Below are 24,172 nucleotides of genomic sequence, written 5' to 3'. Positions count from 1 at the left end.
CCGGAGCGACCCCATGAATACGCTTATCCAGAAACTCGCCCGCAATGAGGTGCTGCTCGGCCTGTTCTGCTGTAGCTACAGCACGCAGGTCGCGGAAGCGCTGGCGCACAGCGGCTACGACTACCTCTTGTTCGACGCGGAGCATACGCCCAGCTCCCTGCCCCACTTGCATGCGCAGCTGCTGGCGCTGGCGGGTTCCGGCACGCAGGCCGTCATACGGGTGGCCGGCCTGGACCTGGCCAGCTTCAAGCTGTACGCCGACCTGGGCGTGGACGGCCTCATGCTGCCGAACGTGCACGATGCGGCCACGGCCGAACGCGCCGCCAGCTATCTGCGCTACCCCCCGCTGGGCATACGCGGCGTGGCCGGGTCGGTGCGCGCTCTGCGCTACGGCAGGCAGGCCGTGCGCGACGCGGACACGGCGCCGCGCCCAGCCCTGATCGTGCAGGCCGAGTCCACGGCCGGCGTGGACCGGGCCCACGACATCGCATCGGTCGATGGCGTCGATGCCGTCTTCTTCGGCCCCAACGACTTGGCCGCCGACATGGGCCTGCTGGGCCAGCCCTCGCATCCCCGCGTCGTCGAACGCATCGAGCAAGGCATCGCCGCCGTGCGCCGCGCGGGCAAGCCGGCAGGCATCCTGGCATCGGAAGCCGACTGCCCGCGCTACGCCGCGGCGGGCGCCCGCCTGGTGGCGGCCGGATCGGATCTCGGACTGCTGGTGAAAAGCGCCGACGGCCTGGCCGCCCGCCTGCGGCCCGCCCTGGGCGCGCAATCTTCCACCCAACTCCAGCGAGACCCCTCATGAGCGAACGCTTCCTCGAAACCATGTACCGCATCCGGTTCATGGAAGAGAAGATCACCGAGCTGCGCAAGCAGCAGGTCATCCAAGGCTCGGTGCACCTGTGCAACGGCCAGGAGGCCATCTATGCCGGCGCCCTGGCGGGCCTGCAGCGCGGCGACCGCGTCTTCAGCACCTACCGTGGACACGGCTGGGCCGTCGCCTGCGGCGTGCCCGTCACCCGCATCATCGCCGAACTGATGGGCCGCGAAACCGGCGTATGCCGCGGGCGCGGCGGGTCGGCCTACTTCAGCGCCGCCGATTGGGGTTTCTATGGCGAGAACTCCATCGTCGGCGCCGGCGCGCCGATCGCGTGCGGATCGGCCCTGGCCAGCACCCTCCGCGAGGACGGCGCGGTGACGCTGACGGCCTTCGGCGACGGCGCGATGAACCAGGGCGGCATACACGAAGCGATGAACTTTGCCGCCTACCTGAACCTGCCCGTGCTGTTCATCTGCGAGAACAACACCTACGCCGAACTGACGCCGCTGGCGGAAACCGTGCGCGACCCCATGTTGTACAAGCGCGCGCAATCCTACGGCATTCCCGGCGAGCGCATCGACGGCAACGACGCGCAAGCCGTGGCCGACTGCGTGGCCCGCCACGCCGAAGCGGCCCGCCAGGGCAAGGGGCCGGCCTTGATCGAGATGACCACGCAGCGGCTAGTCGGCCACTACTACGGCGACATGCAGGGCTACCGGCCCAAGGGCGAACTGGCCCAGGCCAAGCTCGACGAGCCCATCGCACGCCTGCGCAAGGAACTGGCCGGCCGCGGCATCGAGCCGGCACGGCTGGACGCGATCGAAACCGCCGCGCGCCGCGAGATCGACGAAGCCGCCGAACAGGCCCTGGCCGCGCCGCCCGCCGCCACCCACGACATTCTGGAACATCTCTATGCCTGAACTCCTGACCCATGCCAAGGCCATCAATGCGGCCCTGCGGCGCGCGCTCCAGGAACGCGACGACACGCTGCTGTTCGGCGAAGACGTCGGCAAGCCCGGCGGCGTCTTCGGCGTCACCAAGGATCTGCAGCGCGATTTCGGCGCCCGCCGCGTGTTCGATACACCCATCAGCGAAACGGCCATGCTGGGAAGCGCCGTCGGCGCGGCCATGTGCGGCCTGCGCCCCATCGTCGAAATCATGTGGATAGACTTCAGCCTGGTCGCCATGGACCAGATCGTCAACCAGGCGGCCAACGTGCGCTACGTCTCGGCCGGCCGCCTCGGCGCTCCGCTGGTCATCCGCACCCAGATGGGCGCGCTGCCCGGCTCCTGCGCGCAGCACTCGCAGAATCTGGAAGCCTTCTTCACGCACGTGCCCGGCCTGCGCGTGGGCGTGGCCGCCACCGCCCAGGATGCGCACGACATGCTGCTGGCCGCGGTCTGGAACGACGACCCGGTCATGGTCATCGAAAATCGCGGCCTCTACCACGCCCAGGCCGAAGACGTGGTCCTGGGCGATCCGGTCCAGGCCGCGGCCGGCGCGCGGCGATGCCGCGAAGGCGCCGACCTGACCATCCTGTCGTGGGGCGCCATGCTCTACAAGGCCCGCGCCGCCGCCGACGAGCTGGCCGGACAGGGCATCCACGCCGACGTGCTCAACGCCCGCTGGCTGGCGCCCTTCGACTGGCCCGCCCTGCTCGACAGCGTGCGCAAGACCCGGCGCCTGCTGGTGGTGCACGAGGCCAACGTCACGGGCGGCTTCGGCGCGGAAATCTGCGCCCGGGTACAGCAGGAATGCTTCGGCCAGCTGGCCGCACCGGTCATGCGCCTGGGCGCACCCGATGCGCGCATGCCGGCCGCCCCCCACCTGCAGGAGGCCCTGATTCCCCAGGTGCCCGATATCGTCCATGCCGCGCAATCGATGGTGACCCGATGAATACGACCGACATGCAATACATCGACTACGGCCAGGGCCGCGGCCCGGAAGTCCTGAAACCCGCGCGCTGCCCGCGCCCCGAACCGGGACCGGGAGACGTGCTCATCCGCGTGCTGTTCGCCGGCGTCAACCGGCCGGACGTGGCGCAGCGCATCGGCCGCTATCCGCCTCCGCCGGGCGCCTCGCCCATCATCGGCCTCGAAGTGTCCGGCACGGTCGAGGCCGTCGGGCAGGGCGTCGAGCAATGGCGGGCGGGCGACCAGGTGTGCGCGCTGACGCCGGGCGGCGGCTACGCCGAATACTGCGTCGCGCCCGCCGCGCACTGTCTGCCCATTCCGCGCGGCATGCCGCTCAGCCATGCCGCGGCGCTGCCCGAGACCTGCTTCACCGTCTGGGACAACGTGTTCCGCCGCGCCCGCCTGCAGGCGGGAGAGACCCTGCTGGTGCACGGCGGCTCGGGCGGCATCGGCACCACCGCTATCCAGATGGGCAAGGCCATGGGCGCGCGCGTCATCGCCACCGCGGGCAGCGCGGAGAAAGTCGCCCACTGCCTGGCGCAGGGCGCGGACCTGGCCGTCGACTATCGCGAGCAGGACTTCGTGGCCGAAGCCCTGGCCTACACCGGCAGCCAGGGCGTCGACGTGGTCCTCGACATGGTCGCGGGCACCTATCTCCAGCGCAATCTCGATTGCCTGGCGATGGACGGCCGCATCGCCGCCATTGCCTTCATGGGCGGCGCGCAGGCGACCCTCGACATCACCACGATGCTGCGCCGGCGCGCCACGCTCACCGGCTCCACCCTGCGCCCGCGCACAGTGGCGCAGAAGGCGGCCATCGCCGACGAGCTGCGGCGCCATTGGTGGCCCAGGCTCGACGCCGGCCTCGGCATGCCGGTGGTGCAGGCCGTGCTCGATTGGTCCGAGGCGGCGCAGGCCCATCGCACCATGGAAGACGGCGCGCTCATCGGCAAGCTCGTCCTCGCCGTCGGACAACCCTAGCCATTCTCATATCCAGACATCGCCCCTCCGAAGGGGCGCAAGGAGACACCATGAACCAACGCATTCTTCCGGCCATCGCGTACGCCATTGCCGGCGCCGCGCTGGCCTGCGCGAGCCTGGCCCATGCCGCCTATCCCGACAAGCCCATCCGGCTGGTCGTGCCCTATCCGCCCGGCGGCGTGGGCGACACCGTCAGCCGCGAAGTCGGCCAGCAGCTCGCCCAGCGCCTGGGCACGCAGGTGGTGATCGAAAACCGGCCGGGCGGCAAGCTGGTCATCGCCACCGAAAACGTCGCGCGCGCCGCGCCCGACGGCTACACGCTGCTGCTCGCCAGCGTCAGCAGCTTCGCGCTGAACCCCGCGGGCATGAAGAGCCTGCCCTACGATCCGCGCAAGGATTTCGCGCCGGTGTCGCGCCTGTTCGACGCGCCGCTCATCCTGGTGGCCAGCCCGTCTCTGGGCGTCGACAACGTCAAGCAACTGATCGCCTATGCGCGCAGCCATCCCGACAAACTCAACTACGGATCCATCGGCGCCGGCAGTTCCACCCACCTGGCGGCGGAACTCATGAAAGCCGACGCCCGCATAGACCTGACGCACATTCCGTACAAGGGCAGCGCCCCGGCGATCGCCGACCTGCTCGGCGGCCGCATCCAGATGATGTTCGACGGCGGTCCCTCCTCATTGCCCCACGTGCAGTCGGGGCGGCTGAAACTGCTGGCGGTCACTTCGGCCAAGCGTTTTTCCTACCTGCCCGAGGTGCCCACCGTCGCCGAATCCGGCTTGCCCAACTACGACGTGACGCCCTGGTGGGGCATCGTGGCTCCCGCCGGCACGCCCCAGCCGATCGTGGACCGGTTGGCGGCGGAGATCGCCGACATCACGCGCAACCGTGTCTTGCGGGACAAACTGGGCAAGCAGGGCGTGGAACTGGTCGCCAGCACCCCCGCCGAATTCGGCGCGCTGATCGAGACCGAGATCGCGCGCTGGACGCGCTTCTTCAAGCAGACCGGCATCAGCCTGGACGACGAATGACGCGCCCGTCACTCGTCCGCCGCCGCGCGCTGGTGACGGCCTCCAGCCGCGGGCTGGGCCATGCCTGCGCGCTGGCGCTGGCGCGCATGGACTTCGACGTCGTCCTCAACGGCCGCGACGCGGACACGCTGGCCCGCGCGGAACAGGCGGTGCGGGCCGCGGCGCCGGACGTCGAAGTACAGGCCATCCACGCCGACCTGGCCCAGGCTCAGGGGCTCGAACGGCTGCTCGCGGCGGCGGCGGACGCCGACGTGCTGGTCGCCAATGTCGGCGGGCCGGCCGCCGCGGACTGGCGCATGCTGTCCGCGCCGGATTGGCGCACCGGGCTGGATGCCTGCCTGGTCGCGCCGATCGCGCTGATCACCGCCGCCGTCCCGGCCATGATGGCGCGCGGCTGGGGCCGGGTGATCGCCATCTCGTCGGCGTCGCTGCGCGCGCCCATCCCCAACCTGCCGGTCTCGAATGCCGCGCGGGCGGGGCTTGCCGGCTTCATGGGAGGCATCGCCCCGCAGGCCATGTGCCGGGGCGTGACGCTCAACAGCCTGCTTCCGGGCCGTTTCGATACCGACCGGCAGCGCGCCGGCCTGGAGCGCGAGGCCCGCGCGGCCGGACGGGACTACCCCGCGCAGCGCGAGGCGGTCCAGGCCGCCATTCCGGCGGGCCGGCTGGGCGATCCCGGCGAGATGGGCGCCGCCTGCGCATTCCTGTGCAGTCCCGCCGCGGCCTACATCACCAACCAGCAGATACTCATGGACGGCGGCGCCTTCCAGGGCATGTGCTGAAGCGCGGCGGTGCGGGGCGGCACACGCCCCGGCGCCGCTAGCCCTGCTCGGGGAACAGAAACTCGCGGCGCGTTTCCTTGCCGGCGATCTGCCAGCATGCGCCGCGCCGTTCCAGCATCGCGGTCACCACCACCAGCATCGCCGGCCAGCGCACCACAGGCGGATCGGCGCGCGGCCGGCCGTCGTCGTACCGCCAAGCCGTCACGTAGCAGCTCGATCTGGCGTGCTGCCGGTCCAGGACATCGACGATGAGATTCGTCACCACGTGCCGGATCACCTGCGTCGTCGCCCGGGTGGACAGTTCGTCCAGGATGGACTGGCGACCCACGAGGCGCTTGCCTGCCCGCAGCCAGACGCCTTCTTCGGCGAACATCGCCGCCATGGCTTCGTAGTCCCAGTTGTCGAAGCGGTCATAGAAGGCCAGCATCAACCGGGAACAGTCCCACTCGATGGCCCGCCGAACCGCGTCGTCCATGCCATCCATGCCGTCACTCCGGCACGATGCCGGCCTGGCGCTGGATCTCCGTCCAGCGGGGCAGGTCCTTCCTGATCTGCGCCGCCATCTCTTCGGGCGTGCTGCCTTCGACTTCCACGCCATTCGATTTGTAGCGGTCGCGTATCTCCGGCAGGCGAAGAATGTCGTTGATCGTCGCCGACAATTTCTGCACGGTCTCCTTGGGCGTCCCCGCTGGCGCCACGATGCCGAACCAGAACGAGGCATCGTAGCTGCCGACGCCTTGCTCCGCGATGGTGGAAATCTCCGGCGTACCGCTCGCCCGCTTGGCACTGGTCACCCCGAGCACGCGCAGCTTGCCTGCCCGCACCTGCGGCAGGGACGACGTGCCCGCATCGAACATGACGTCGATGCGGCCCGCGAGCAGATCGTTCAAGGCCGGCATGCTGCCCTTGTACGGGATGTGCTGCATATCGGTGCCGGTTGCCGCGTTGAACATCGCGCCCGCCAGATGCAGCGAGCCGCCGATGCCGATCGAACCGAACGATGCCTTGCCGGGATGGCTCTTCGCCCAGGCGATGAACGTCGGCACGTCGCTGGCGGGAACGCTGGGATTCACGACCATGTACAACGGCGTGCTGAAGAACATCGAAACCGGCGCGAAATCCCGCACGGGATCGTACGAAATGGCTTTTTGCGAGTAGGCGACCAGCCCCAGGCTGGTCAGGCTTCCCAGGAACAGGGTGTAGCCGTCCGCCGGCGACCGGGCGACATACTCGGCGCCGATCATCTGGCTCGCGCCGGGCCGGTTCTCGATGACGACCGGCTGCCCGAAACGCTTCGCCATGCGCGAGCCGAGATCGCGCGACATCGTGTCGCCGATGCCGCCGGGCGGATACGGCACGACGAGCTTGATGGGTCTGGCGGGATAGTCGGCCTGGGCTGCCGCCGCGGTCCATGCGCCGGCAAGCAGAACGCCACAGGCCAGCCGGACGGCCATCGTCAAAGTGCGATGCATGCTGGTGGTCTCCTCTTTATTCTCGGTTTCGCGCCGAGAGTCTGCCACCAGCCGCTTGGTGCCCGCAGTGCCGGGTGAAAAATCTGAATGCTGTTTCGATATGTTGAATGGAGGTGGACGCGCGCCGGCCTCACCGGGCCATCACCGCGACCGCGCCCAGCGCGACGCTCGCCAGGATGCCGCGCCGGACCGCCGGATCCAGCGTGCGCTGCTCCACCAGGCGATGGAACAGCGCGCCTCCCGCCAGGCTGACCGCCACCGCAACGGCCATCCCGGCCGCATTGGCCGCCACGCTCTGCGGGAAGAAGTGGAAGAACGCCGCGCTGACCAGCAGGCATAGCGGGAAGTGCACCAGGAAGACCGAATAGGAAATGCGGGCCAGCCGGCTCAGCACCGCCGGCACCCGCACGCTTTCCAGCACGCCGGCCTGCCGCATGCCGCCCAGCAACAGCATGAGTTCCGCCGCGACCAGCACCCGCGCGCGGAAATCCACGATCAGCGCCACGGCGACGATGGCGGCCATGCCGGCCAGCAGCAGCCCGCCGCCCGGGCGGCCCGTCAGCCAGTACGCCCCGCAGCCGAGGCCGTAGTAGGCGAAGAAATAGAGCGCGGTTTCATCCCAGTACGCATTGCGGTTGAACACGAACAGCGACGCCAGCGTCAAGGCGCCGATCGCCGCGGCGCCGGCCCAGCGTGCGGGAGGATAGCGCCGCCCCGCCGCCTGGGAGATCCACGCCAGCAGCGCCAGCACGCTGAAAAGCTGGAAGTCGATGCCCACGTACCAGACACCGGCGAACAGCGATTCCTGTCCGAGCAGTCCATTGCTCAGCGCCACGTGCGCAAGCAGTTGCGGCAAGGTGGGCGAGCCGGGGACGGACTCGTGCGGCAGCCAGGCGCGCGCGATCGCGGCGCAGCCGATAGCCAGCATGATGGCCGCCAGGAACGGCAAAGCCAGCCTCAGGTAGCGCTGGCGTATCGCCGGCCAGGGTCGGGCCAGCAGTGCCATCCCGTCGGGCGCGAACGCGCGCGCCGTCAGAAAACCCGACACCACGAAGAAGCCCATCACGGCCATCCGGCCATAGTGATAGAGCCAATCCAGCAAGCCCGGCATCAGCGGCCTGGCCACCTCGGACATCGGTCCGTAGAAAGCCAGGTGATGCAGCACGATGGACAGGCAGGCGACCGCCTTGATCGCGTCGATCACGGGTACGCGGGATGCGGAGGAGGCCATGGCTGGGCGCGGCGAGCGGGCGGCAATCGGGGGTGGTGCGTATCTTACGCCTGGCCGCGGCGGCTGAAAGCCCGGCGGCATTTTCGCAACGCGCGCAAGTTCGAACCGGCCACCGCGCAGCGGCGGCCATCGGCCATGCGCCTAGGCGCGCAGAAAGGGCTCCACGACGTCCAGCACCTGCCGCGGTCCTTCTATCAGCAGCGAATGGCGCAGCCGGGGCAGGATGTGCACCTGCGATCCGGCGATCCTGTCGTGCATGAAATGCGCCATGCGCGGATTCGAACCTTTGTCGTGCTCGCCCGTCACGATCAGCGTGGGCACCTTTATCTCGTGCAGGCGGTCGGCGAAATCCGTATTGGCCAGCACTGCATACGCCGCCGCGTAGGCCTTGGGATCGTTCTTGCGGTTGCTGGCCGCATAGGCGGCGATGATCTCGGGATGCCGGGCGCGGAACTCGTCGGTGAACCAGCGATCGACCGAATTCTCGAAGTGCTGGCCGGGAATGCCCTCGGCGACGATGCTCAGCCGTTCCTGCACGCGGCGTTTCTCTTCGTCCGTGCGGCCGGCGATGCCGGCCAGCAGGATCAGCTTGTCGAGCTTGCCGGGATGCGCCAGCGCGTAGCCCTGCGCCACCAGCGCGCCGAGGGAGACCCCGGCGAGCACGCAGCGCTCGGCGCCCACCGCCTCCATCAGCGCGTGCGCGTCGGCAACGAAATCGTCCACGCGATAAGGGCCTTCCGGTTTCGAGGTCTCGCCCATGCCGCGCTGGTCGAAACGCAGCGTGCGGTAGCCGCCGCCCAGCAGGGACACGAACTGGTCCCACTGCTCCAGGCGTCCGCCCACGCCGTGGATCAGGACCAGCCAGTCGCCGCGGCCCTCGACGCGGTAGCGCATGCGGATGCCGTTCACCTCGATGTACTGGTCCACGCCCACCCTCCTGTGTCGTTGAAGCCGGCCCTCGGGCCGGCCTGTATTGTTGCCGCGGCGCTCATTCCGCCTTGATGCCGGTGCTCTTGATCAGCTCGGCCCAGCGGGCGATCGCCGCGCGCTGCTGCGCATCGGCCTCTTCCAGCGACTTCGACGCCACCGGAAGCAAGGCCTGCGCCTTGTATTGTTCGAGCAGTTCCCTGTCGCCCAGCGCCTTGACGGTGGCGTCGAACAGCTTGTCGGCCACCGGCCGGGGCGTGGCGGCCGGCACGAACAACGACAGCGTGCTGCCCTGGGCGAAGCCGGGCTTGACGGTCTCGGCGATCGTCGGCATTCCGGGAAACAGCGGGCTGCGCCCGGCAGTGCTGACGGCCAGCCCCTTCACCTTGTTGGTCTTGATCAGCTCGGAAGCCGCCGCCAAGGTGGTGTACATGACCTTCACATTGCCGGCGATCAGGTCCGACACCGCCGGCGCCGTGCCCTTGTAGGGAATGTGCAGCAACTTGATGCCCAGCTCGTGCCACAGCAGTTCGGACTCCAGATGGGTCGCGCTGCCGATGCCCGCGCTGACGTAGGTCAGCTCGCCCGGCTTGGACTTGGCCAGGGCGACGAGCTCCTGGACGGTATCGACCGGCAGCGTATTGCTGACCGTCAGCACGTAGGCCTGCTCGGATACCGTGCTGATGCGGCGGAAATCCTTGGCCACGTCGAACGGCACGGTCTTGAACAAGGCCGAGAGGAATGCCATCGACCCGCCGTTCAGCAGGATGGTGTAGCCGTCGGGCGCGGATTTGGCCACGGCATCCGAGCCGATGACCGTGCCGGCCCCGCCGCGATTCTCGACCACCACGGTCTGCCCGAGCTGCTTGCCCAGGCTGGTGGCGACGATGCGTCCCACCAGGTCGGTGCCGCCGCCCGGCGCGAACGGCACGATCAGGCGCAGCGGCCGATCCGGGTACTCGGCCGCCGCAAGCGGGGGCGCTCCGGCAAGAAGCAACGACGCGGCAACCGACAAGGCCTTCAGCAATCTCGCAGCCATGGGAACTCCTGGACTCGGTGGAACCAGCGCCCAGAATACCTCCGATCAGCGGGCGGCACGAGCCCGCGCGCGGCGCTTCCTCCACCACAGGATGACGCCGGTGATCGAGAGCATGGCCACGGCCACGCCGGTCAGCGAAACCAGTATGCGTCCCGGCGTGCCCAGCAGCCGTCCGGAATGGAGCGGAAACTGCAGGTGCACGATCTTGTCGGCCAAGGTGCCCTCTCCAGGTACGCGCCGCTCCAGGATTTCTCCGGTGTCGCCGTCCAGGCACATGCGCCGCGGCCCCAGGCCCGGGCCATGCTCGTCGCCTTCCGCATGGAACTCGACGCAATAGAGCCGATAGGCGCCGGCATGGAAAATCGACCCCGCGGGCAGGTCCCAGCCCAGCGCGCGCGCCTCGCGTTCGGCCAGGCCGGCGGCCTGCTCGAAGGAGAGCCGCGGTGGGCGCCGCTGCGCCGCGGGAACCGGCTGCCGGTGCGCGAACGGATCGGGCGTCAGGCTGGAAACGGCTCCCAGCATGGGCCGGAACAACTCCGTAGAAAGATTCAGCGTCCAGGACGTCGCCGCCACCACCAGCAGCAGGCCCCACAGCCACAGGCTGAAGGCGCGATGCAAGTCGAGCACGCGGCGGTAGCTGCCGGCGCCGCGCTTGATCTGCCACGACACCTTCCAGCGCGACCACCCGCTCCGGGCCGGCCTGCCCGCCTTGATCCGGGCGCCGCCCCGCGCCGGCAGCGTCAGCACCAGGCCGGTGAAACAGTCCAGCATCCACAGCAGCCCGATCCCGCCGAGCAGCCAGACTCCCCATTTGTCCGTTCCCCAGAAGGGCGGAACGTGCAGGCTGTAGTGCAGCCGGTACAGGAAGGCCATCAAGTGCTCGCGGTCCAGCGCCGGCTTGCCGGCCATGCGCCGCCCGACGATCTCGCCGCTTGCCGGATCGATGAAGACCTGGTTGTAGTCCACCGCGAACCGGCTGCCCGTCCTTGCATCGCGCCGGGGCTCGACGAACAGGTCCACGGCATGCTCGCCGTCGTAGCCGAGCGGCAGGGAGAATACCGCGACGCGGCCGTCCGCCTGCTCCACCCGCCGCGCCAACTCGAAAGGCCCGAGCAGCGGGCCGGGCGCGGCAGGCCGGAACAGGTGAGGGTTGAGCCACTCGTCGACCTCGTGCTCCCACGAGATGACCGCTCCGGTCAGGCCCGTCACGACCAGGAAGCCGGCCATTGCCAGGCCGGCCAGCCGGTGCGCCGTGCTCGCCAGCCTCCTTACCATTGGTAGGAGAGCGTCGCCATCACGGTTCGTCCATAGCCCCAATAGCATGCGGTCAGGCGTCCCGCGCAACCCGCCACGTACGATTCGTCGAACAGGTTCTTGACGTTCAGCGCCACCGCGGCGCCGCGCATGCTGTTGTCCAGGCGGCCGAGCTCGTAGCGCGCCAGCGCATCGACCAGGGTATAGGCGGGCACCTTGGCCGTATTGGCCGAATCGGCCCAGGTCGATCCGACGTAGCGTATGCCCGCGCCCAGCGTCAGCCCGGCCAGCGTGCCGCCGAAGGTATAGTCGGTCCACAGCGACGCCTGGTGCGCCGGGGTCAGGTAAGGCGTCTTGCCCTGGTTGCTGATACCCCCGCTGGTGGCCGGATCGTCCTTGGCGATTTCCACGCGCTGATACGAATAGGAGGCCACGACATTGAGCCGCGGCAGCGGCACGAACTTCGCTTCCAGCTCGACCCCGCGCGAGGTCACCTCGCCCAACTGCCGGTACTTGCCGGGCATGTCGGTCGCCGCGGACCGCACGTTGGTCTGGGAGATGTCGAACAGCGCCGCGCTCAAGAGGCCGTTCCAGCCCTCCGGCTGGTACTTGACCCCGACCTCGTACTGCCGGCCCTTGGTCGGCTTGAACGTCGAATCATTCATGTCCACGCCGAGCAGCGGCTCGAACGACGTGGCATAGCTGACATAGGGCGACAGGCCATTGTCGAAGGCATAGACCAGCCCCGCCCGGCCGGTCCAGGCACGCTCGCTCTGGTCGGCCACGGCAGCGGGGGCGCCGGTCTGCGGATTGCTGGTCGCCGTGGAAGACGACGAGCGGTCGTGGCGCAGGTTCAGCGTGCCTATCCACCGGTTCCAGCGCACCTGGTCCTGCGCATAGAAGCCCCATTGGTCGCGCTGCTGGTCGATCAGCTGCGTGACGGCCGGCGTGGCGATGGCCATGCCGTAGACCGGATCGAACATATCGATGTCCGGCGCCGAGCCATAGCCTATGCCGACCCGGTTATCCAGTTTCTGGTAATCGACGCCCATCAGCAGAGTGTGCGCCAGCTCGCCGGTGCGGAACGTGGCCTGCGCCTGGTTGTCGATGGTCAGCGCCCGGATGCGCTCGTCGGAGCGATAGGCGCCGCGGCGCAAGGTGCGATAGTCGGTGGGCACGCCGGCCGAACTGGCCAGGCCCAGGCTGTAGACGTTGCGATCCTCGACGTCGACCGTCATGTAGCGCAGGTTCTGGCGCAAGGTCCACGTGTCGTCGGGCTTGTGCGAGAACAGGTAGCCGACCGATTTCTGGGTGCGGTCGAATCGGTCGATGGAAGGATCGCCGTCGAAGAAGTCGCGCGGCACCGTGCCGACCGGATTGGGCAGCAGCGTGCCTTGCGCCGGAACCCAGCCGTGCCAGCCATTGCGCGGATCGTGCTGATAAGACGCCAGCAGGGTCAGTTCGGTCCGCGCCGAGGGGCGCCACGTCAAGGCGGGCGCGACCAGCATGCGCTCCTCTTTGGTATGGGCGGTCGGTGTATTCGCCTGGCGCGCCAGCCCGGTCAGCCGATACAGGAACTGGCCTTCTTCGTCCACCCGGCCGCCCAGGTCGAAGGCGGCCTGATAGCGGTCATGGCTGCCGGCCTGCAATTGCACCTCGCGCAGCGTATCGGCCGTGGGCCGCTTGGACGTCAGGTTGAGCAGGCCGCCGGGGCTGCTCTGCCCGTAGAGCGCGGAAGCCGGGCCGCGCAGGACTTCGATGCTGTCCAGCGCGTACTGGTCGAACTGCGGCGTGGCGTAGTAGGCGGTGTTGAAGACGCGCAGGCCGTCCAGGTAGCGATAGCCGCCCCCCATGCCGTCGCCGCCGAAGCCGCGCATCTGGGGAATGTCGTAGCGCGCCGACGTGCCGCGCGTCTCGGCGAAGACGCCGGGGGTGTAGCGCAGCGCCTCGCTCACGGTCTGCACGCCCTGCGCATCCATTTCCCGCCGCGTGACGACCGATACGGACTGCGGGATCTCGGCCAGGCCGGTCGCCGTCTTGGACCCTGACAGCGTTTCCCGCGCCGCGTAGGATTCGGCCGGTCCCCGGCCGACCACATCGATGGTCTGCAAAGTCTGGGGCGCAGCCGCGGCGCTGGACTCGGCGCCCGCCGCGCGCACCAGCCGGTAGCCGTACGACGTGCGTTCGGCCTGCAGGCCGCTGCCGCGCAAGAGCCGCTGGAAACCGGCCTCGACGCCATAGGCGCCGGCCAGCCCCTCCGTGTTCAGGCCGCGCACCAGCGCCGCGTCCATGGTCAACGTCACGCCCGACTCGCTGGCATAGCGGCTGAGCGTCGCCCCCAGCGGGCCGGCGGGAATGGCGTAATTGCGCGCGGCATCGGCCTGGCCGGCGGGCGCGGTCTGGGCCCAGGCCTGCGCGCCCGGCCCGGCGCACAAGCCGGCCCAGGCAAGCGCCAGGGCCACCGACGCCGCGGTGGACCGCCTGACCGACGATGGACGAGGCGGGTGGAACGATGGATGGTTGGTAGACATGGTGGGCCCTTCGCCAGTGGTTTCCTTTCTATGACGAAGAGCGCGCGCCGATTTCAACCGGGCGGCGGATTTTCCTGCATTGGATCGATGCGGATCAGCCACGGCCCGAAGCTGCGCACCCGGATCGGGAAGCTCGTGGCCAGCAGTTGCATGGCGCGCTCCGGGTCGCCCAAGTCCAGCACGCCCGACACGGAGTAACGCGCCAGCGCCTGGCGGTCGAAGCTCACCAGCCCGGGCCGTTCGCGCGCCAGCAGGTCCAGCACCTGAGGCAACGGCATGTCATCGACGACCAGCCTGCGGTCGTGCCAGTAGTTGCCCGCGGCCACGACGTCCAGCGGCTGCACGGCCCCGACGCGGTCCGCCCAGATGCGCACGCGCTGCCCGCCGCGCACCACCAGGCCCGGGACGGCGGGCGTACCGGCGGCCTGCACCCGCACCTCGGACTCCAGCATGAACAATTCCGTCATGCCTTCATGGCGGGTGACCGCAAAGCGCGTTCCCAGCGCCGTGATGCGCGCCTCGGGCGTCACCACCGTGAACGGCCTGCTCGCGTCCTTGGCCACGTCCACCATCAGCTGCCCCTGGACGAGTTCCAGTTCGCGCCGGCCGGCGTCGTAGCGGTAATTGGCGGCGCTGGCGCTGCCCAGCGTCAGGCTCGTTCCGTCGGCCAGGCGCACCGTGCGCCACGCGCCGGGCTGCGTATGGAAATCCGCCAGCAGCATTCCCAGCGAATAGTGCTGCAGCGGCAGCCAGGCAGCGGGTACGGCGACAGCCAATGCGAGCAGCGCCGCCCCAGCCATGCGCCTGGCCTTGCCATGCCTGCGCACGACGCGCCGGCCTGCCGCGAGCGCCTGCTGGCCGGCGTCGGCCAGCACGGGCGTACAGGTGGCCGCGCGCACGTCGCCGATCAGGCGCTCCAGGCGGCCGGCGGCCTGCGCATGCTCCGGCCTGGCGTGTTTCCAGGCCTCGTAGCGGGCTTGCAGCGCCTGGCGCTCGCCGACCGTGCCCGCATGCGAGGACAGCAGCACCTGCCACTCGGCGGCCTGTTCGACGATTTCCTCGGCGATGGCGGAACGGCTCACGCTCACGCCTCCAGGCAGCGATGGCAATGCACCAGCGCGCGCACCACGTATTTGTGCGCCATCGCGGTGGACACTCCCAGTTCGCGCCCCACCGCGTCCAAGGTCTCGCCGCCCAGGTAATGCAGAATGAAGGCCCGGCTGGGCTTTTCCCCGAGGCCGTGCAAGGCGTCGCCGATGCGCTGCAAGGCCTGCAGCGCCACCAGCGCCCGCTCCGGCGAGGGATAGCCCTCCTGTTGCGCCGCGGCCAGCTGCAGCGTGTCCAGGTAGGCCTGCTCCATCTTGCGGCGCCGGGCCTGGTCCACCAGGATGTGCGAAGCCACCGTGGTCAGGTAGGCGCGCGGCTGGCGCGGGGCGATCCGGTTGCTCGAGGCGATGATGCGCGTAAAGGTATCCTGCGCCACGTCCGCCGCGGAATGGGGGCAGCCCAGTTTCTTGCGCAGCCAGGCCAGCAGCCAGCCGTGATGGTCGCTATAGAAGTCGGAGAATTCCTGGGAAGGGTAGCCGGTTCCCGGCATGACGGCGCCTCGGCGATGGTCTACGCCGCATGGGCGAGCCGCGGCCCGCCCATGCGTAACGCTAATAACAACGATTCCCATTCATTCTAACGCGCCGCGCGATCCTTGCCAGCCATTCCTGCATTCCGCCGGGCATGCGTCTTGGGCAGCCGCTCAGTCCGTACCGCCGGCCATGCGCCGGTAGTACACCGGCAGCTGCGTCAGCGCATACCGCACGCATTGCTCCCGCAAGGCGCGCCGGTCACCGTCGAAACGCACGGTTTCGCTGAATATCGCAGGCTGGTCGCCTGCCTGCCTGAACGCCCAGGCCAGGCACTGGGTGCCCGCGGGGATCTCGTCGTCGGTCGAATCGACCACGCCGGTGTTGGCCACCGTCACGTCGGCCCGGGACGCCGCCAGCGCACCCAGGGCCATTTCCCTCGCCACCGCCTCGCTGGTGAGATTGCAGCGCTCGATGGTGTCGCGGCACACGCCCAGCATCTCGATCTTCGCCTCGACGCTGTAAGTGACGAACGCCCGGTCCAGACACGCTCCCGCCCCCGAAACGTCGGCCAGCGCCGACGCGATCAGGCCGGACGTGCACGACTCCGCCGTGGACAGCACCAGGCCCTTGTCCTTCAAGAATGCCAAGACATCTTCTGCCGTCGCTTGCATGTCAGCTTCCCCTTCGGCGCCTTGCCGGAACGGGCAGGATCGTCAGCCAGGCTCGGCATCGTGATCGGTCTTCCAGACGCCGCGAATATTCAAAAGCGCCAAACCTACCTGTAGAGCCACCAGCGCCCATGCCTGGTCGTGGACGCCCCATGCCACCCACAGGACATTGCTCGACAGGAACACCCAGAAACCGGTATTGCGCCGTCCTTTGTGGCGGGAAGCGACAAGCCAGGCCGCCGCCAGCGACGCCGCCATCGCCGGCCATTCCAGCAAATCGATATAGTCCATCGTCAGAGCAGTTCAGCGGATGCCAATGCGGAACTGATGAGCAAGCAATGTACCCGGCCTGGGCGCGCGGGCGGAATCGCGTCGCCGCAGTGGAACCTATCCACCTTGGGGCGCCCGCATCGCGTGGTCCAGGTATCGCCGCACGTCCGGGCGGGCGCCGCTTCCCGGCTGGCGCCGCCAGATCCCCGAATCATGCAGCAGGACCTTCGTCACCGCGGCAATGCCGTTCATCACCCCTTTTTCGATGATGCCGAAATTGCGATGCGCGGCGATGGCGAACTGGACCGGATACACGAACGCCCCGTCCGCCAGCGGCCGGCTTTCCAGGCGCCCGTCGCAGAGTTCGTCGATGATCGCGCCAATCGGCGTGACGGTCGCCAGGCCTTTGTGCAATAGCAGGCGCCTGATCAGCGAAAGCGATTGCACCTGGTGACGCACGTCCAGCTCGACCCCCCGCTTGCGGGCGGTGTCGATCAACAGGCGGCCGACGCCCTCCTCGTACGACAGCGTGGCCAGGAACAGGGGCAGGCGGGCGATCTCTTCGATGCCGACGGTCTCGCCGCCGGCCAATTGCTCGAAGAGCGCGGGCTTGCCCACCAGGCAGAAGGGCTCATAGCCCAGTTGCCACGTACGCGTGGCTGGGCTGTCCGTATCCAGGCCATACGAGACGGCGCAGTCGATGCGCTCTTCCAGCAGGAATTCCTGCAGCCGCGTCATGAATGCCTCGACGATGATGACGTCCAGCCCCGGCGCAGTCTCATGCATGTGGCGCAGCAGATGTTCGCCGACGAGATTGCTGATGCCGGGCGTCAGGCCCACTACCACTTTGCCCGACTTTCCCGTCTGGAACTGGCGCAGTTTCTCGCGGCTCTCGGACACGCTGGAGATGATCTGCGCCGCTTCATTCACGAACACCAGGCCGGCGGCGGTCGGCGTGCATTTTCTGGAATTGCGGTCGAACAGGCGCACGCCCAGGTCTTCTTCCAGCGCGGCCACGGATTGGCTGATTGCCGGCTGCGCCACGCCGAGCGCCCGTGCCGCGGCGGAGAAAGAGCCATAGCGCACGACCGCGCTGAAGTGCTGCAGCTGCACCAGCGTGAATGCCATAAGGTCTCCGTATCACATCCATAAGCCCAACTTCTGGATGGATGACTAGCATACCCCCATCGACCAAGGGGAAACAGCAGCCATGCCCTACCCCGGTCGCACCGGCCATCCATGACCAATTCTGAGAGCTGGACCGGCCTGAACATTTGAGAGGACTGATGAAGACACCGGCTCGATCCTTCCTGTTCGTACCAGGCGACAGCGCGCGCAAACTCGCCAAGGCGGGCTCGGTGCCGGCCGACGCGCTCATCCTCGATCTGGAAGATTCGGTCAGCGCATCCAATGCGCAGGCCGCCCGCGCCAATGCGCGGGCCTACCTGGACGAGCACAGGCCCGGCGGCCGCGCGCAGGAAATATGGATACGCTGCAAGCCTGTCCAGGATCCGGCCTCCCTGGCGGATCTCGCCGCCGTCGTGGCGGGCGCCCCGGACGGCATCCTCGTACCGAAAGTGCGTTCCGGCGGCGACTTGCTGGCGCTCGATCACTACTTGAGCGCCCTGGAGGTCCAGGCAGGTCTGGAAGCAGGCAGGATCCAGGTCTTGCCCACCCTCACGGAAACCCCGCAGTCGATACTGCAGGCCCACACATTCGTCGATGCCGCGCCCAGGCTGGTCGGCTTTTCCTGGGGGCCGATCGACCTGATGGCGGCCCTGGGCGCCAGCACCAACCGCGGCCCCGACGGCGCGTTCGAAACCCTGTATGCCCATGCCCGCGGCGTCTGCCTGCTCGCGGCCGGCTCCTGCGGCGTCAGCCCGATCGACACGATCTGCGGCGAATATCGGGATGCCGCCGTATTGCGCGAGGAATGCGTGCTGGCCCGGCAGGCCGGCTTCACGGGAAAGCTTGCCATCCACCCGGACCAGATCGCCCTCATCAATGAGCTGTTCTCGCCCACTCCCGAAGAAATCGCCGACGCCCGGCGCGTCGTGGACAGCTTCGCGGACGGCGCGCGAGGCGTGGTGGGCCTGGACGGAAAGATGCTGGACATGCCTCATCTTCGGCAGGCCCGCACCCTGCTCGATCGAGCCAATCTTTACGCGCACAAGGGGTGACCATGTCCGTCGACGTCGAAACCACGGATGGAATCTGCACCATCACCATCAACCGCCCGGAAAAGCACAACGCGATGGACGGCGAGCACTACGCGGCGCTATCGCGAGCCTGGGCGCACGTGCGGGACGACCCGCGGATACGCGTGGCGATCATTACCGGCGCCGGCGAGAAAACCTTCTCCGCCGGCGCGGACCTGAAGAACATGGAATCCGTGTTCGACGGAATGGGCGACATGTTCCTGACCCAGAAAGACCAGCTCCTGAATCGTGGGCTGGAAGTCTGGAAACCCGTCATCGCCGCCGTCAACGGCAACTGCTTCGCCGGCGGCATCACGCTGCTGTTCGCGACCGACATCCGCGTCGCGGTCGATACCGCCACCTTCGGCATCACCGAGGTCAAACGCGGGCTGCTGGCGGCCAATGGGGGCACCCAGCGTCCGCTGCGCCAGCTGCCTTACGCGATCGCCATGGAAATGCTGCTGACCGGCGATCCGATCTCGGCCCGGGACGCGCATAAATGGGGTCTGGTCAATGCGGTCGTGCCCAGGGAACAGTTGATGGACAAGGCGCGGGAATACGCGCATCGCATCATTCGCAACGGGCCGCTGGCGGTACAGGCCACCAAGGAACTCGCCGTCAGGAGCCAGGACGTCGACATGGCGACCGGACTGCGCATGGAGCAAGTCATGATCCGGCACCTGCTGGCGACCGATGACGCCAGAGAAGGCCGCGCGGCCTTCGCCGAGAAGCGCGATGCGGTCTTCAAGGGAGCATGAACGCATGGCGGATTGGCTGCGAGGCCTGCGTGTAATCGAGCTGGGACAATTTCTCTCGGCACCCTACGGCGGCATGATCCTGTCCGACCTGGGCGCGGAAGTCATCAAAATCGAAGAGCCCCGTCACGGCGATGCGGCGCGGCGCATGGGCCAGCCCTACGACGGCGGCGATGCGCTGCTGTTCCGGGACCTGAACCGGGGCAAACGCTCCGTGGCCCTGGATTTCAAGTCCGAGGCGGGACGCGAACGACTGCTCGCGCTGGTGGGCACCGCCGATATCGTCATCAGCAATCTGCGTCCGGGCATCGTGGCGCAGCATGGCATAGACGGCCCCGCCCTCACCGCGCGCTATCCGCGGCTGGTCTATTGCGACCTGTCTGCGTTCGGCCGGAGCGGCCCATTGGCGGCCCTGCCCGGCTTCGAACCCCTGGCACAGGCCTACAGCGGCCTGGCCAGCGTCAACGGCACGCCCGACGGCCCGCCGCTGAGGACCGGCCCTTCCATCGTGGACATGGGATCGGGCATGTGGATCGTCATCTCCGCCCTGGCCGCGATACGCAAGCGCGAACAGACCGGCCGCGGCGCGATCGTCGATCTGTCGCTGCTGGATACCGCGCTGGCCTGGATCTCGATGGACGTCAGCGGCTATCTGAACGAAGGCCGCATTCCCGAGCGGCGCGCCAACGGCCATCCCCTGCTCGTTCCCTACGACGCCTTCGCCGCCCAGGACGGGCTGCTGGTCATTGCCGCGGGAAACGACGCCCAATTCGCCCGCCTGGCCGACGTGCTGGGCCACGCCGAATGGGCAAGCGACCCCGCATACGCGAGCAATGCCTCGCGCATGCGCCACAAGCAGGAATTGGCGCTGCGCATATCGGACATCCTGCGCGGGCAGCCGCGCGCCTACTGGATGCGCAGGCTCCAGGCGGCGGGCGTACCCTGCTCCAGCTACAACACCATTCCGGAAGCCATCGCATCGGAGCAGGTCAAGACCAATGCCGTCATCGGCACATCCGCCAAGACCGGCCGCCACCGCGTCGGACTGCCGTTCACCATAGACGGCCTGCGGCCGGGAAGCTTCGACGAAGCACCCGGACTGGGACAAGACAACAGCCTGATCGGTCCTTGACCAGGTACGCCACAACAACAGCCCCACGAGGCATAGGAGACGACTCATGAAACACTTGCTCTGCGCATTGCAAACACTGGCCGTGCTGGCCGTGGCGCCAGCCTCGGCCCAGACCGCCTGGAAGCCCGACCACCCCATCCGCACCATCGTCCCGTTCGCGCCCGGCGCGGCGGCCGACACGACCATCCGCATCGTCAGCGAAGAACTGGCCACGGCGCTCGGCCAGCCCGTCGTGGTGGAAAACCGCGGCGGCGCGGCCGGCGTCATCGGCACGCGCGCCGGCGCGACCGCGGCGCCGGACGGCTACACGCTGATCGGCGGCTCCGATCCCCCGTTCACCATCCTGCCCCACCTGCAGACCGTGCCCTACGATCCGGCCACGGCCTTCGCCCACGTCGCGCTGGTCGCCGACGTGCCGCTCTTCCTGGTCGTCAGGAAAGACCTGGGCGTGTCCAACGTGCGCGAACTGATCGCGCACGCGCAGAAACAACCCGGCTCGCTAACGATCGCATCGTCCGGCAACGGCTCCTCCGGACACCTGGCGGCCGAGCTGTTCAAGATCATGGCCGCGGCGCCCATGCTGCACGTGCCCTACAAAGGCCAGGTAGCCGCCGTGTCGGATGTCGTGGCCGGACGGGTCGACGCGACCTTCAGCTCGCTCGCGCCGGTGCGGCAGCACGTCGAGGCGGGCACCTTGAAGATGCTGGCGGTCTCTACCGCCAAGCGCTTCGCGGCGCTGCCCGACGTGCCCACGGTAAACGAAGCCGGCGTTCCGGGATTCGACATCGCCGTATGGATAGGCTTCTCCGCTCCCGCCGGCACGCCGCCCCAGGCGGTGGCGCGCATCAATCAGGAAATCAACAAGATCCTGCGCACGCCCAAGATCGGCGAAAAGCTCACCGGCATGGGCTACGTGCCGCTGCCAGGCTCTCCGGCGGACATGACCGACCGGCTCGACAACGACTACAAACGCTTCGGCAAACTGGTCAAGGATGCCAGGATAACGGTGGAATAAGAACAAGCCGGGGACTTTCGCGCCGGGCTGGCGCCGGCCGTTCATCGCGGGCAAGTACACTTGGACGGATGAGAAGCCCGACGATACGCCTTGCATGGGTCCCCGCCCACCGCGTCCGGATCGCTCTTGCCGTGCTGATTCTGGGCCTGCCCGTCCTGGCGGCCTCCCCGGCCCACGCCGCATGTGAGCGGCGTACCCCGGCCCAATTGAAGAGCCTGAACAACGCCGAACTGCGCTCGGCCTACTGCGGAGCGCGCGCCCTGCTCAGCAAAGAAGTCGCGGCCACCAAGGAAGCCCTGGCCGCCAACCAGCCCGCGGCCAAGGCCAACATCGCCGCCTGCTACGACACGGTCACCCACATCCTCGCCACGCTGTCCGCGCGCAAGATCGACGTCGATGCCGCTCGCACGCAATGCGATGCCGGCGCGTCGGCGGCCGCGCCCTCCCAGGCTGGCCCGCAAGCCTCGGCCGACAAACCTGCGCCCGCAAAGAAAGCCGGGAAGAAAAAAGCGCCTCCGCGCAAGAAGGCCCCCAGCAAGAAGGCCCCCAAGTAAGCCGCCGGCAGGCTGGCTGGCTTGCGTCCGCCATGGACGCAAGCATCGTCTCGCGCGCATTCGCCGCGATTACCCCTGTCAATAGTGCCATTATTAGAACGTTTCGAGCGTTCCAAGCCTAGAATGACCCGCAGCTCATCCCTTCGAACGGACTTCCGCTCGTGTCGATGCGGCCTTCCTTGTTCTCCAGGGGGACAGGCTCATGCTCGAACTCGCCGAGACGCTTCATTGGAGCGCCGTATTCCAGATCATCCTGATCGACATCCTGCTGGGCGGCGATAACGCCGTCGTCATCGCCCTGGCCTGTCGCAACTTGCCGCACCGGCAGCGACTCACGGGCATCCTGTGGGGCACGGCCGGAGCCATCCTGCTTCGTGTCCTGCTGATCGCCTTCGCGCTGGCGCTGCTGAACGTCCCCTTCCTGAAAATAGCGGGCTGCATGCTGCTGGTGTGGATAGGCATCAAGCTGCTGGCGCAGGGCAAGGACGAACACGGCAACGTCCACGGCGGCACGTCGATCCTGTCCGCCATCCGGACCATCGTCATCGCCGATCTCGCCATGAGCCTGGACAACGTCATCGCCATCGCCGGCGCGGCCGAGAACGCCCACCTGGGACACCAGCTGTACTACGTGATCTTCGGCCTGTGCGTCAGCGTTCCCATCATCGTGTGGGGCAGCACGCTGGTGCTGAAACTGATCGACCGCTTTCCGGTCATCGTCACGCTGGGGGCCGCCATGCTGGGATGGATAGCCGGCGGCATGCTGATGGGGGACGCCTTCGTCCTCGAGCACCTGGGCGAACCGAGCGCGATGCTCGAACTGACCGTGGAAATCGCCGCCGCGCTGTTCGTCGTCGTAGTGGGCAAATGGCTGGTGTTGCACCGGCGGCAACAATTGGCGATCGAGGAGAAATCAGCGCCGATGTAGGTGCGGCGCCGGCGCAGGATATCGCTACAATCGCTGGCGTTCGCATCGGTGATTCCGACAGCAGCGATCGACAGCCCGGCACCGCGGGCAGGGTCGCCTGCGTCAGAAGGATTTAAAAAGCATGACAAGACTCACCGCGGGACTGCTCCTTGCCGGGCTGCTGTCCCTTCTGCCGGCGTCCAATGCTTCTGCACTGGAAAGAAAAGATCTGGTCTTTACCCAGTGGCCGAAGGTCGTCTACCCGCACGCAGCCAAGAGAATGGGCCAGGAGGGCACGGTCATCGTCCATGTCGTGATCTCCTCCAGCGGTGTTCCCGCTTCGGTATCGGTCTGGCAATCGTCGGGATTTCCGCTGCTCGACAAAGCAGCCGTGGACGCAGTCGGCGCGGCCCGGTACCGGCCCTTCCCCGACGACGTCGACCAGCTCGTCGCGACGCACCTGCCGATCCGATTCTCGCTCAACCCACGGGCAGACGAAAGCGATTCGAAGGCCGGGCTCTTCGTTCAGGCATGCCGCGAATTCAACGACGAAATCGACGCCCATCGGACGACGAATCCCGGCGCGTCCATGGAACACACGGTCCGTTTTCAACGGACTCTGAACGAAATGCAGGCGCTCCTCCAAGGCGAGCCCCATCTTTCGGCCACGGCCGGGCTTCAATCCAGGGAAGAGCGCCGCAGAAACTACGCCGCTGCGTTTCCGGGCATCTTCGCCAACGCCGTCGAACGCTGCCGCCAGGATCCCGTCATGACCTATGGCAATGCCATCGTCGCTGCGACGCAGGAAGCGGGATTCCTGGAGACGGACGAGGGCGCCGACGCTGCCCTCAAGGAGCTTTCGGGGCATCGGCAGGCTTCCCCGGCGCTCTAGGCGGAATCCTCTATTTCCGATATCGGAGAAAAGCCGCTGCGTTCAGAAACGCAAAAGGCCGTTGACGATGTTGATCGTCAACGGCCTTCGAATACTGGTGGGCTGTGAGTGGCTCGAACACTCGACCTACGGATTAAGAGTCCGCTGCTCTACCAACTGAGCTAACAGCCCTGCAAAGAAGAAAAATTATAGCGTAATTTTTTGAACCTGTGCA

25 protein-coding genes and 1 tRNA gene are annotated in these 24,172 nt (G+C 67.9%); 13 read left to right on the top strand and 13 right to left on the bottom strand.

Annotated features, from left to right (window positions below; all coding sequences use genetic code 11):
* The first annotated feature begins 13 nt into the window (after nucleotides 1-13).
* From PIGHUM_RS19350 to PIGHUM_RS19325, 6 genes are read left to right on the top strand one after another with little or no spacing between them, the layout of a single operon-like run.
* Nucleotides 14-808: an HpcH/HpaI aldolase family protein gene (locus PIGHUM_RS19350; RefSeq protein WP_124081349.1), complete on the top strand. Its 795-nt coding sequence runs from the start codon at nucleotides 14-16 to the stop codon at nucleotides 806-808.
* Nucleotides 805-1,743, top strand: coding sequence for a thiamine pyrophosphate-dependent dehydrogenase E1 component subunit alpha (locus PIGHUM_RS19345; RefSeq protein ID WP_124081348.1), 939 nt, complete (start codon nucleotides 805-807; stop codon nucleotides 1,741-1,743). Before PIGHUM_RS19350 ends, PIGHUM_RS19345 begins: the two co-directional genes overlap by 4 nt.
* Nucleotides 1,736-2,719: an alpha-ketoacid dehydrogenase subunit beta gene (locus tag PIGHUM_RS19340; RefSeq protein WP_124081347.1), complete on the top strand. Its 984-nt coding sequence runs from the start codon at nucleotides 1,736-1,738 to the stop codon at nucleotides 2,717-2,719. Before PIGHUM_RS19345 ends, PIGHUM_RS19340 begins: the two co-directional genes overlap by 8 nt.
* Before the next feature lie 11 nt (nucleotides 2,720-2,730).
* Complete coding sequence (locus PIGHUM_RS19335; RefSeq protein ID WP_222929285.1) at nucleotides 2,731-3,717, top strand: NAD(P)H-quinone oxidoreductase; 987 nt, start codon at nucleotides 2,731-2,733, stop codon at nucleotides 3,715-3,717.
* A gap of 50 nt (nucleotides 3,718-3,767) precedes the next feature.
* Nucleotides 3,768-4,751: a tripartite tricarboxylate transporter substrate binding protein gene (locus PIGHUM_RS19330; RefSeq protein WP_124081345.1), complete on the top strand. Its 984-nt coding sequence runs from the start codon at nucleotides 3,768-3,770 to the stop codon at nucleotides 4,749-4,751.
* Entirely contained in the window at nucleotides 4,748-5,533 is a 786-nt protein-coding gene (locus PIGHUM_RS19325) for an SDR family oxidoreductase (protein ID WP_124081344.1), read from the top strand. Before PIGHUM_RS19330 ends, PIGHUM_RS19325 begins: the two co-directional genes overlap by 4 nt.
* A gap of 37 nt (nucleotides 5,534-5,570) precedes the next feature.
* Here PIGHUM_RS19325 and PIGHUM_RS19320 read toward each other — a convergent pair whose 3' ends face one another.
* The 12 genes from PIGHUM_RS19320 to PIGHUM_RS19265 form a co-directional block, all read right to left on the bottom strand.
* Nucleotides 5,571-6,017, bottom strand: a complete 447-nt coding sequence (locus PIGHUM_RS19320; RefSeq protein ID WP_160142356.1) for a nuclear transport factor 2 family protein — start codon at nucleotides 6,015-6,017, stop codon at nucleotides 5,571-5,573.
* A gap of 4 nt (nucleotides 6,018-6,021) precedes the next feature.
* Entirely contained in the window at nucleotides 6,022-7,005 is a 984-nt protein-coding gene (locus PIGHUM_RS19315; RefSeq protein ID WP_124081342.1) for a Bug family tripartite tricarboxylate transporter substrate binding protein, read from the bottom strand.
* 130 nt (nucleotides 7,006-7,135) lie between these two features.
* Nucleotides 7,136-8,236, bottom strand: coding sequence for an acyltransferase family protein (locus tag PIGHUM_RS19310; RefSeq protein ID WP_124081341.1), 1,101 nt, complete (start codon nucleotides 8,234-8,236; stop codon nucleotides 7,136-7,138).
* A gap of 141 nt (nucleotides 8,237-8,377) precedes the next feature.
* On the bottom strand, nucleotides 8,378-9,163 hold the full coding sequence (locus tag PIGHUM_RS19305; RefSeq protein ID WP_246013343.1) for an alpha/beta fold hydrolase: 786 nt from the start codon (nucleotides 9,161-9,163) through the stop codon (nucleotides 8,378-8,380).
* A gap of 61 nt (nucleotides 9,164-9,224) precedes the next feature.
* Nucleotides 9,225-10,202, bottom strand: coding sequence for a tripartite tricarboxylate transporter substrate binding protein (locus PIGHUM_RS19300; protein ID WP_124081340.1), 978 nt, complete (start codon nucleotides 10,200-10,202; stop codon nucleotides 9,225-9,227).
* A gap of 45 nt (nucleotides 10,203-10,247) precedes the next feature.
* Nucleotides 10,248-11,477: a PepSY-associated TM helix domain-containing protein gene (locus tag PIGHUM_RS19295; RefSeq protein ID WP_124081339.1), complete on the bottom strand. Its 1,230-nt coding sequence runs from the start codon at nucleotides 11,475-11,477 to the stop codon at nucleotides 10,248-10,250.
* The gene (locus tag PIGHUM_RS19290) at nucleotides 11,471-13,987 is read right to left on the bottom strand and encodes a TonB-dependent siderophore receptor (RefSeq protein ID WP_124081338.1); all 2,517 of its coding nucleotides are present in this window, start codon (nucleotides 13,985-13,987) and stop codon (nucleotides 11,471-11,473) included. Before PIGHUM_RS19290 ends, PIGHUM_RS19295 begins: the two co-directional genes overlap by 7 nt.
* 53 nt (nucleotides 13,988-14,040) lie before the next feature.
* Complete coding sequence (locus PIGHUM_RS19285; RefSeq protein ID WP_124081337.1) at nucleotides 14,041-15,069, bottom strand: FecR family protein; 1,029 nt, start codon at nucleotides 15,067-15,069, stop codon at nucleotides 14,041-14,043.
* A 2-nt stretch (nucleotides 15,070-15,071) separates the two neighbouring features.
* Nucleotides 15,072-15,584: a sigma-70 family RNA polymerase sigma factor gene (locus tag PIGHUM_RS19280; RefSeq protein ID WP_124081336.1), complete on the bottom strand. Its 513-nt coding sequence runs from the start codon at nucleotides 15,582-15,584 to the stop codon at nucleotides 15,072-15,074.
* A 153-nt stretch (nucleotides 15,585-15,737) separates the two neighbouring features.
* Nucleotides 15,738-16,238 carry a CinA family protein gene (locus PIGHUM_RS19275; protein ID WP_124081335.1) on the bottom strand — a complete coding sequence of 167 codons (501 nt, stop codon included), beginning with the start codon at nucleotides 16,236-16,238 and terminating at the stop codon, nucleotides 15,738-15,740.
* Nucleotides 16,239-16,280: 42 nt separating this feature from the next.
* Nucleotides 16,281-16,526, bottom strand: coding sequence for a hypothetical protein (locus PIGHUM_RS19270; RefSeq protein WP_124081334.1), 246 nt, complete (start codon nucleotides 16,524-16,526; stop codon nucleotides 16,281-16,283).
* A 96-nt stretch (nucleotides 16,527-16,622) separates the two neighbouring features.
* On the bottom strand, nucleotides 16,623-17,633 hold the full coding sequence (locus PIGHUM_RS19265; protein ID WP_124081333.1) for a LysR family transcriptional regulator: 1,011 nt from the start codon (nucleotides 17,631-17,633) through the stop codon (nucleotides 16,623-16,625).
* 158 nt (nucleotides 17,634-17,791) lie between these two features.
* Here PIGHUM_RS19265 and PIGHUM_RS19260 point away from each other — a divergent pair, with 158 nt between their 5' ends.
* From PIGHUM_RS19260 to PIGHUM_RS19230, 7 genes are all read left to right on the top strand, one after another.
* Entirely contained in the window at nucleotides 17,792-18,685 is an 894-nt protein-coding gene (locus PIGHUM_RS19260) for an HpcH/HpaI aldolase/citrate lyase family protein (protein ID WP_124081332.1), read from the top strand.
* Between the two features lie 2 nt (nucleotides 18,686-18,687).
* Nucleotides 18,688-19,461 carry an enoyl-CoA hydratase/isomerase family protein gene (locus tag PIGHUM_RS19255; RefSeq protein WP_124081331.1) on the top strand — a complete coding sequence of 258 codons (774 nt, stop codon included), beginning with the start codon at nucleotides 18,688-18,690 and terminating at the stop codon, nucleotides 19,459-19,461.
* A gap of 4 nt (nucleotides 19,462-19,465) precedes the next feature.
* The gene (locus tag PIGHUM_RS19250) at nucleotides 19,466-20,590 is read left to right on the top strand and encodes a CaiB/BaiF CoA transferase family protein (protein WP_124081330.1); all 1,125 of its coding nucleotides are present in this window, start codon (nucleotides 19,466-19,468) and stop codon (nucleotides 20,588-20,590) included.
* A 46-nt stretch (nucleotides 20,591-20,636) separates the two neighbouring features.
* A complete protein-coding gene (locus PIGHUM_RS19245) occupies nucleotides 20,637-21,605 on the top strand; it encodes a Bug family tripartite tricarboxylate transporter substrate binding protein (protein WP_124081329.1) in 969 nt (322 codons plus the stop codon).
* Between the two features lie 131 nt (nucleotides 21,606-21,736).
* A complete protein-coding gene (locus PIGHUM_RS19240; RefSeq protein ID WP_124081328.1) occupies nucleotides 21,737-22,159 on the top strand; it encodes a hypothetical protein in 423 nt (140 codons plus the stop codon).
* A 202-nt stretch (nucleotides 22,160-22,361) separates the two neighbouring features.
* Entirely contained in the window at nucleotides 22,362-23,087 is a 726-nt protein-coding gene (locus tag PIGHUM_RS19235) for a TerC family protein (RefSeq protein WP_124081327.1), read from the top strand.
* 121 nt (nucleotides 23,088-23,208) lie between these two features.
* Nucleotides 23,209-23,958, top strand: a complete 750-nt coding sequence (locus tag PIGHUM_RS19230) for an energy transducer TonB (RefSeq protein WP_124081326.1) — start codon at nucleotides 23,209-23,211, stop codon at nucleotides 23,956-23,958.
* A 95-nt stretch (nucleotides 23,959-24,053) separates the two neighbouring features.
* Here the strand turns inward: PIGHUM_RS19230 and PIGHUM_RS19225 are convergent.
* Nucleotides 24,054-24,129: transfer RNA gene (locus PIGHUM_RS19225), tRNA-Lys, on the bottom strand.
* Between the last annotated feature and the right edge of the window lie 43 nt (nucleotides 24,130-24,172).

It is taken from the genome of Pigmentiphaga humi, assembly GCF_900606115.1.
GTDB lineage: Bacteria > Pseudomonadota > Gammaproteobacteria > Burkholderiales > Burkholderiaceae_B > Pigmentiphaga > Pigmentiphaga humi.
Note: the sequence above shows the minus strand (reverse complement) of the source record. Positions and strands in the feature narration are given on the sequence as shown.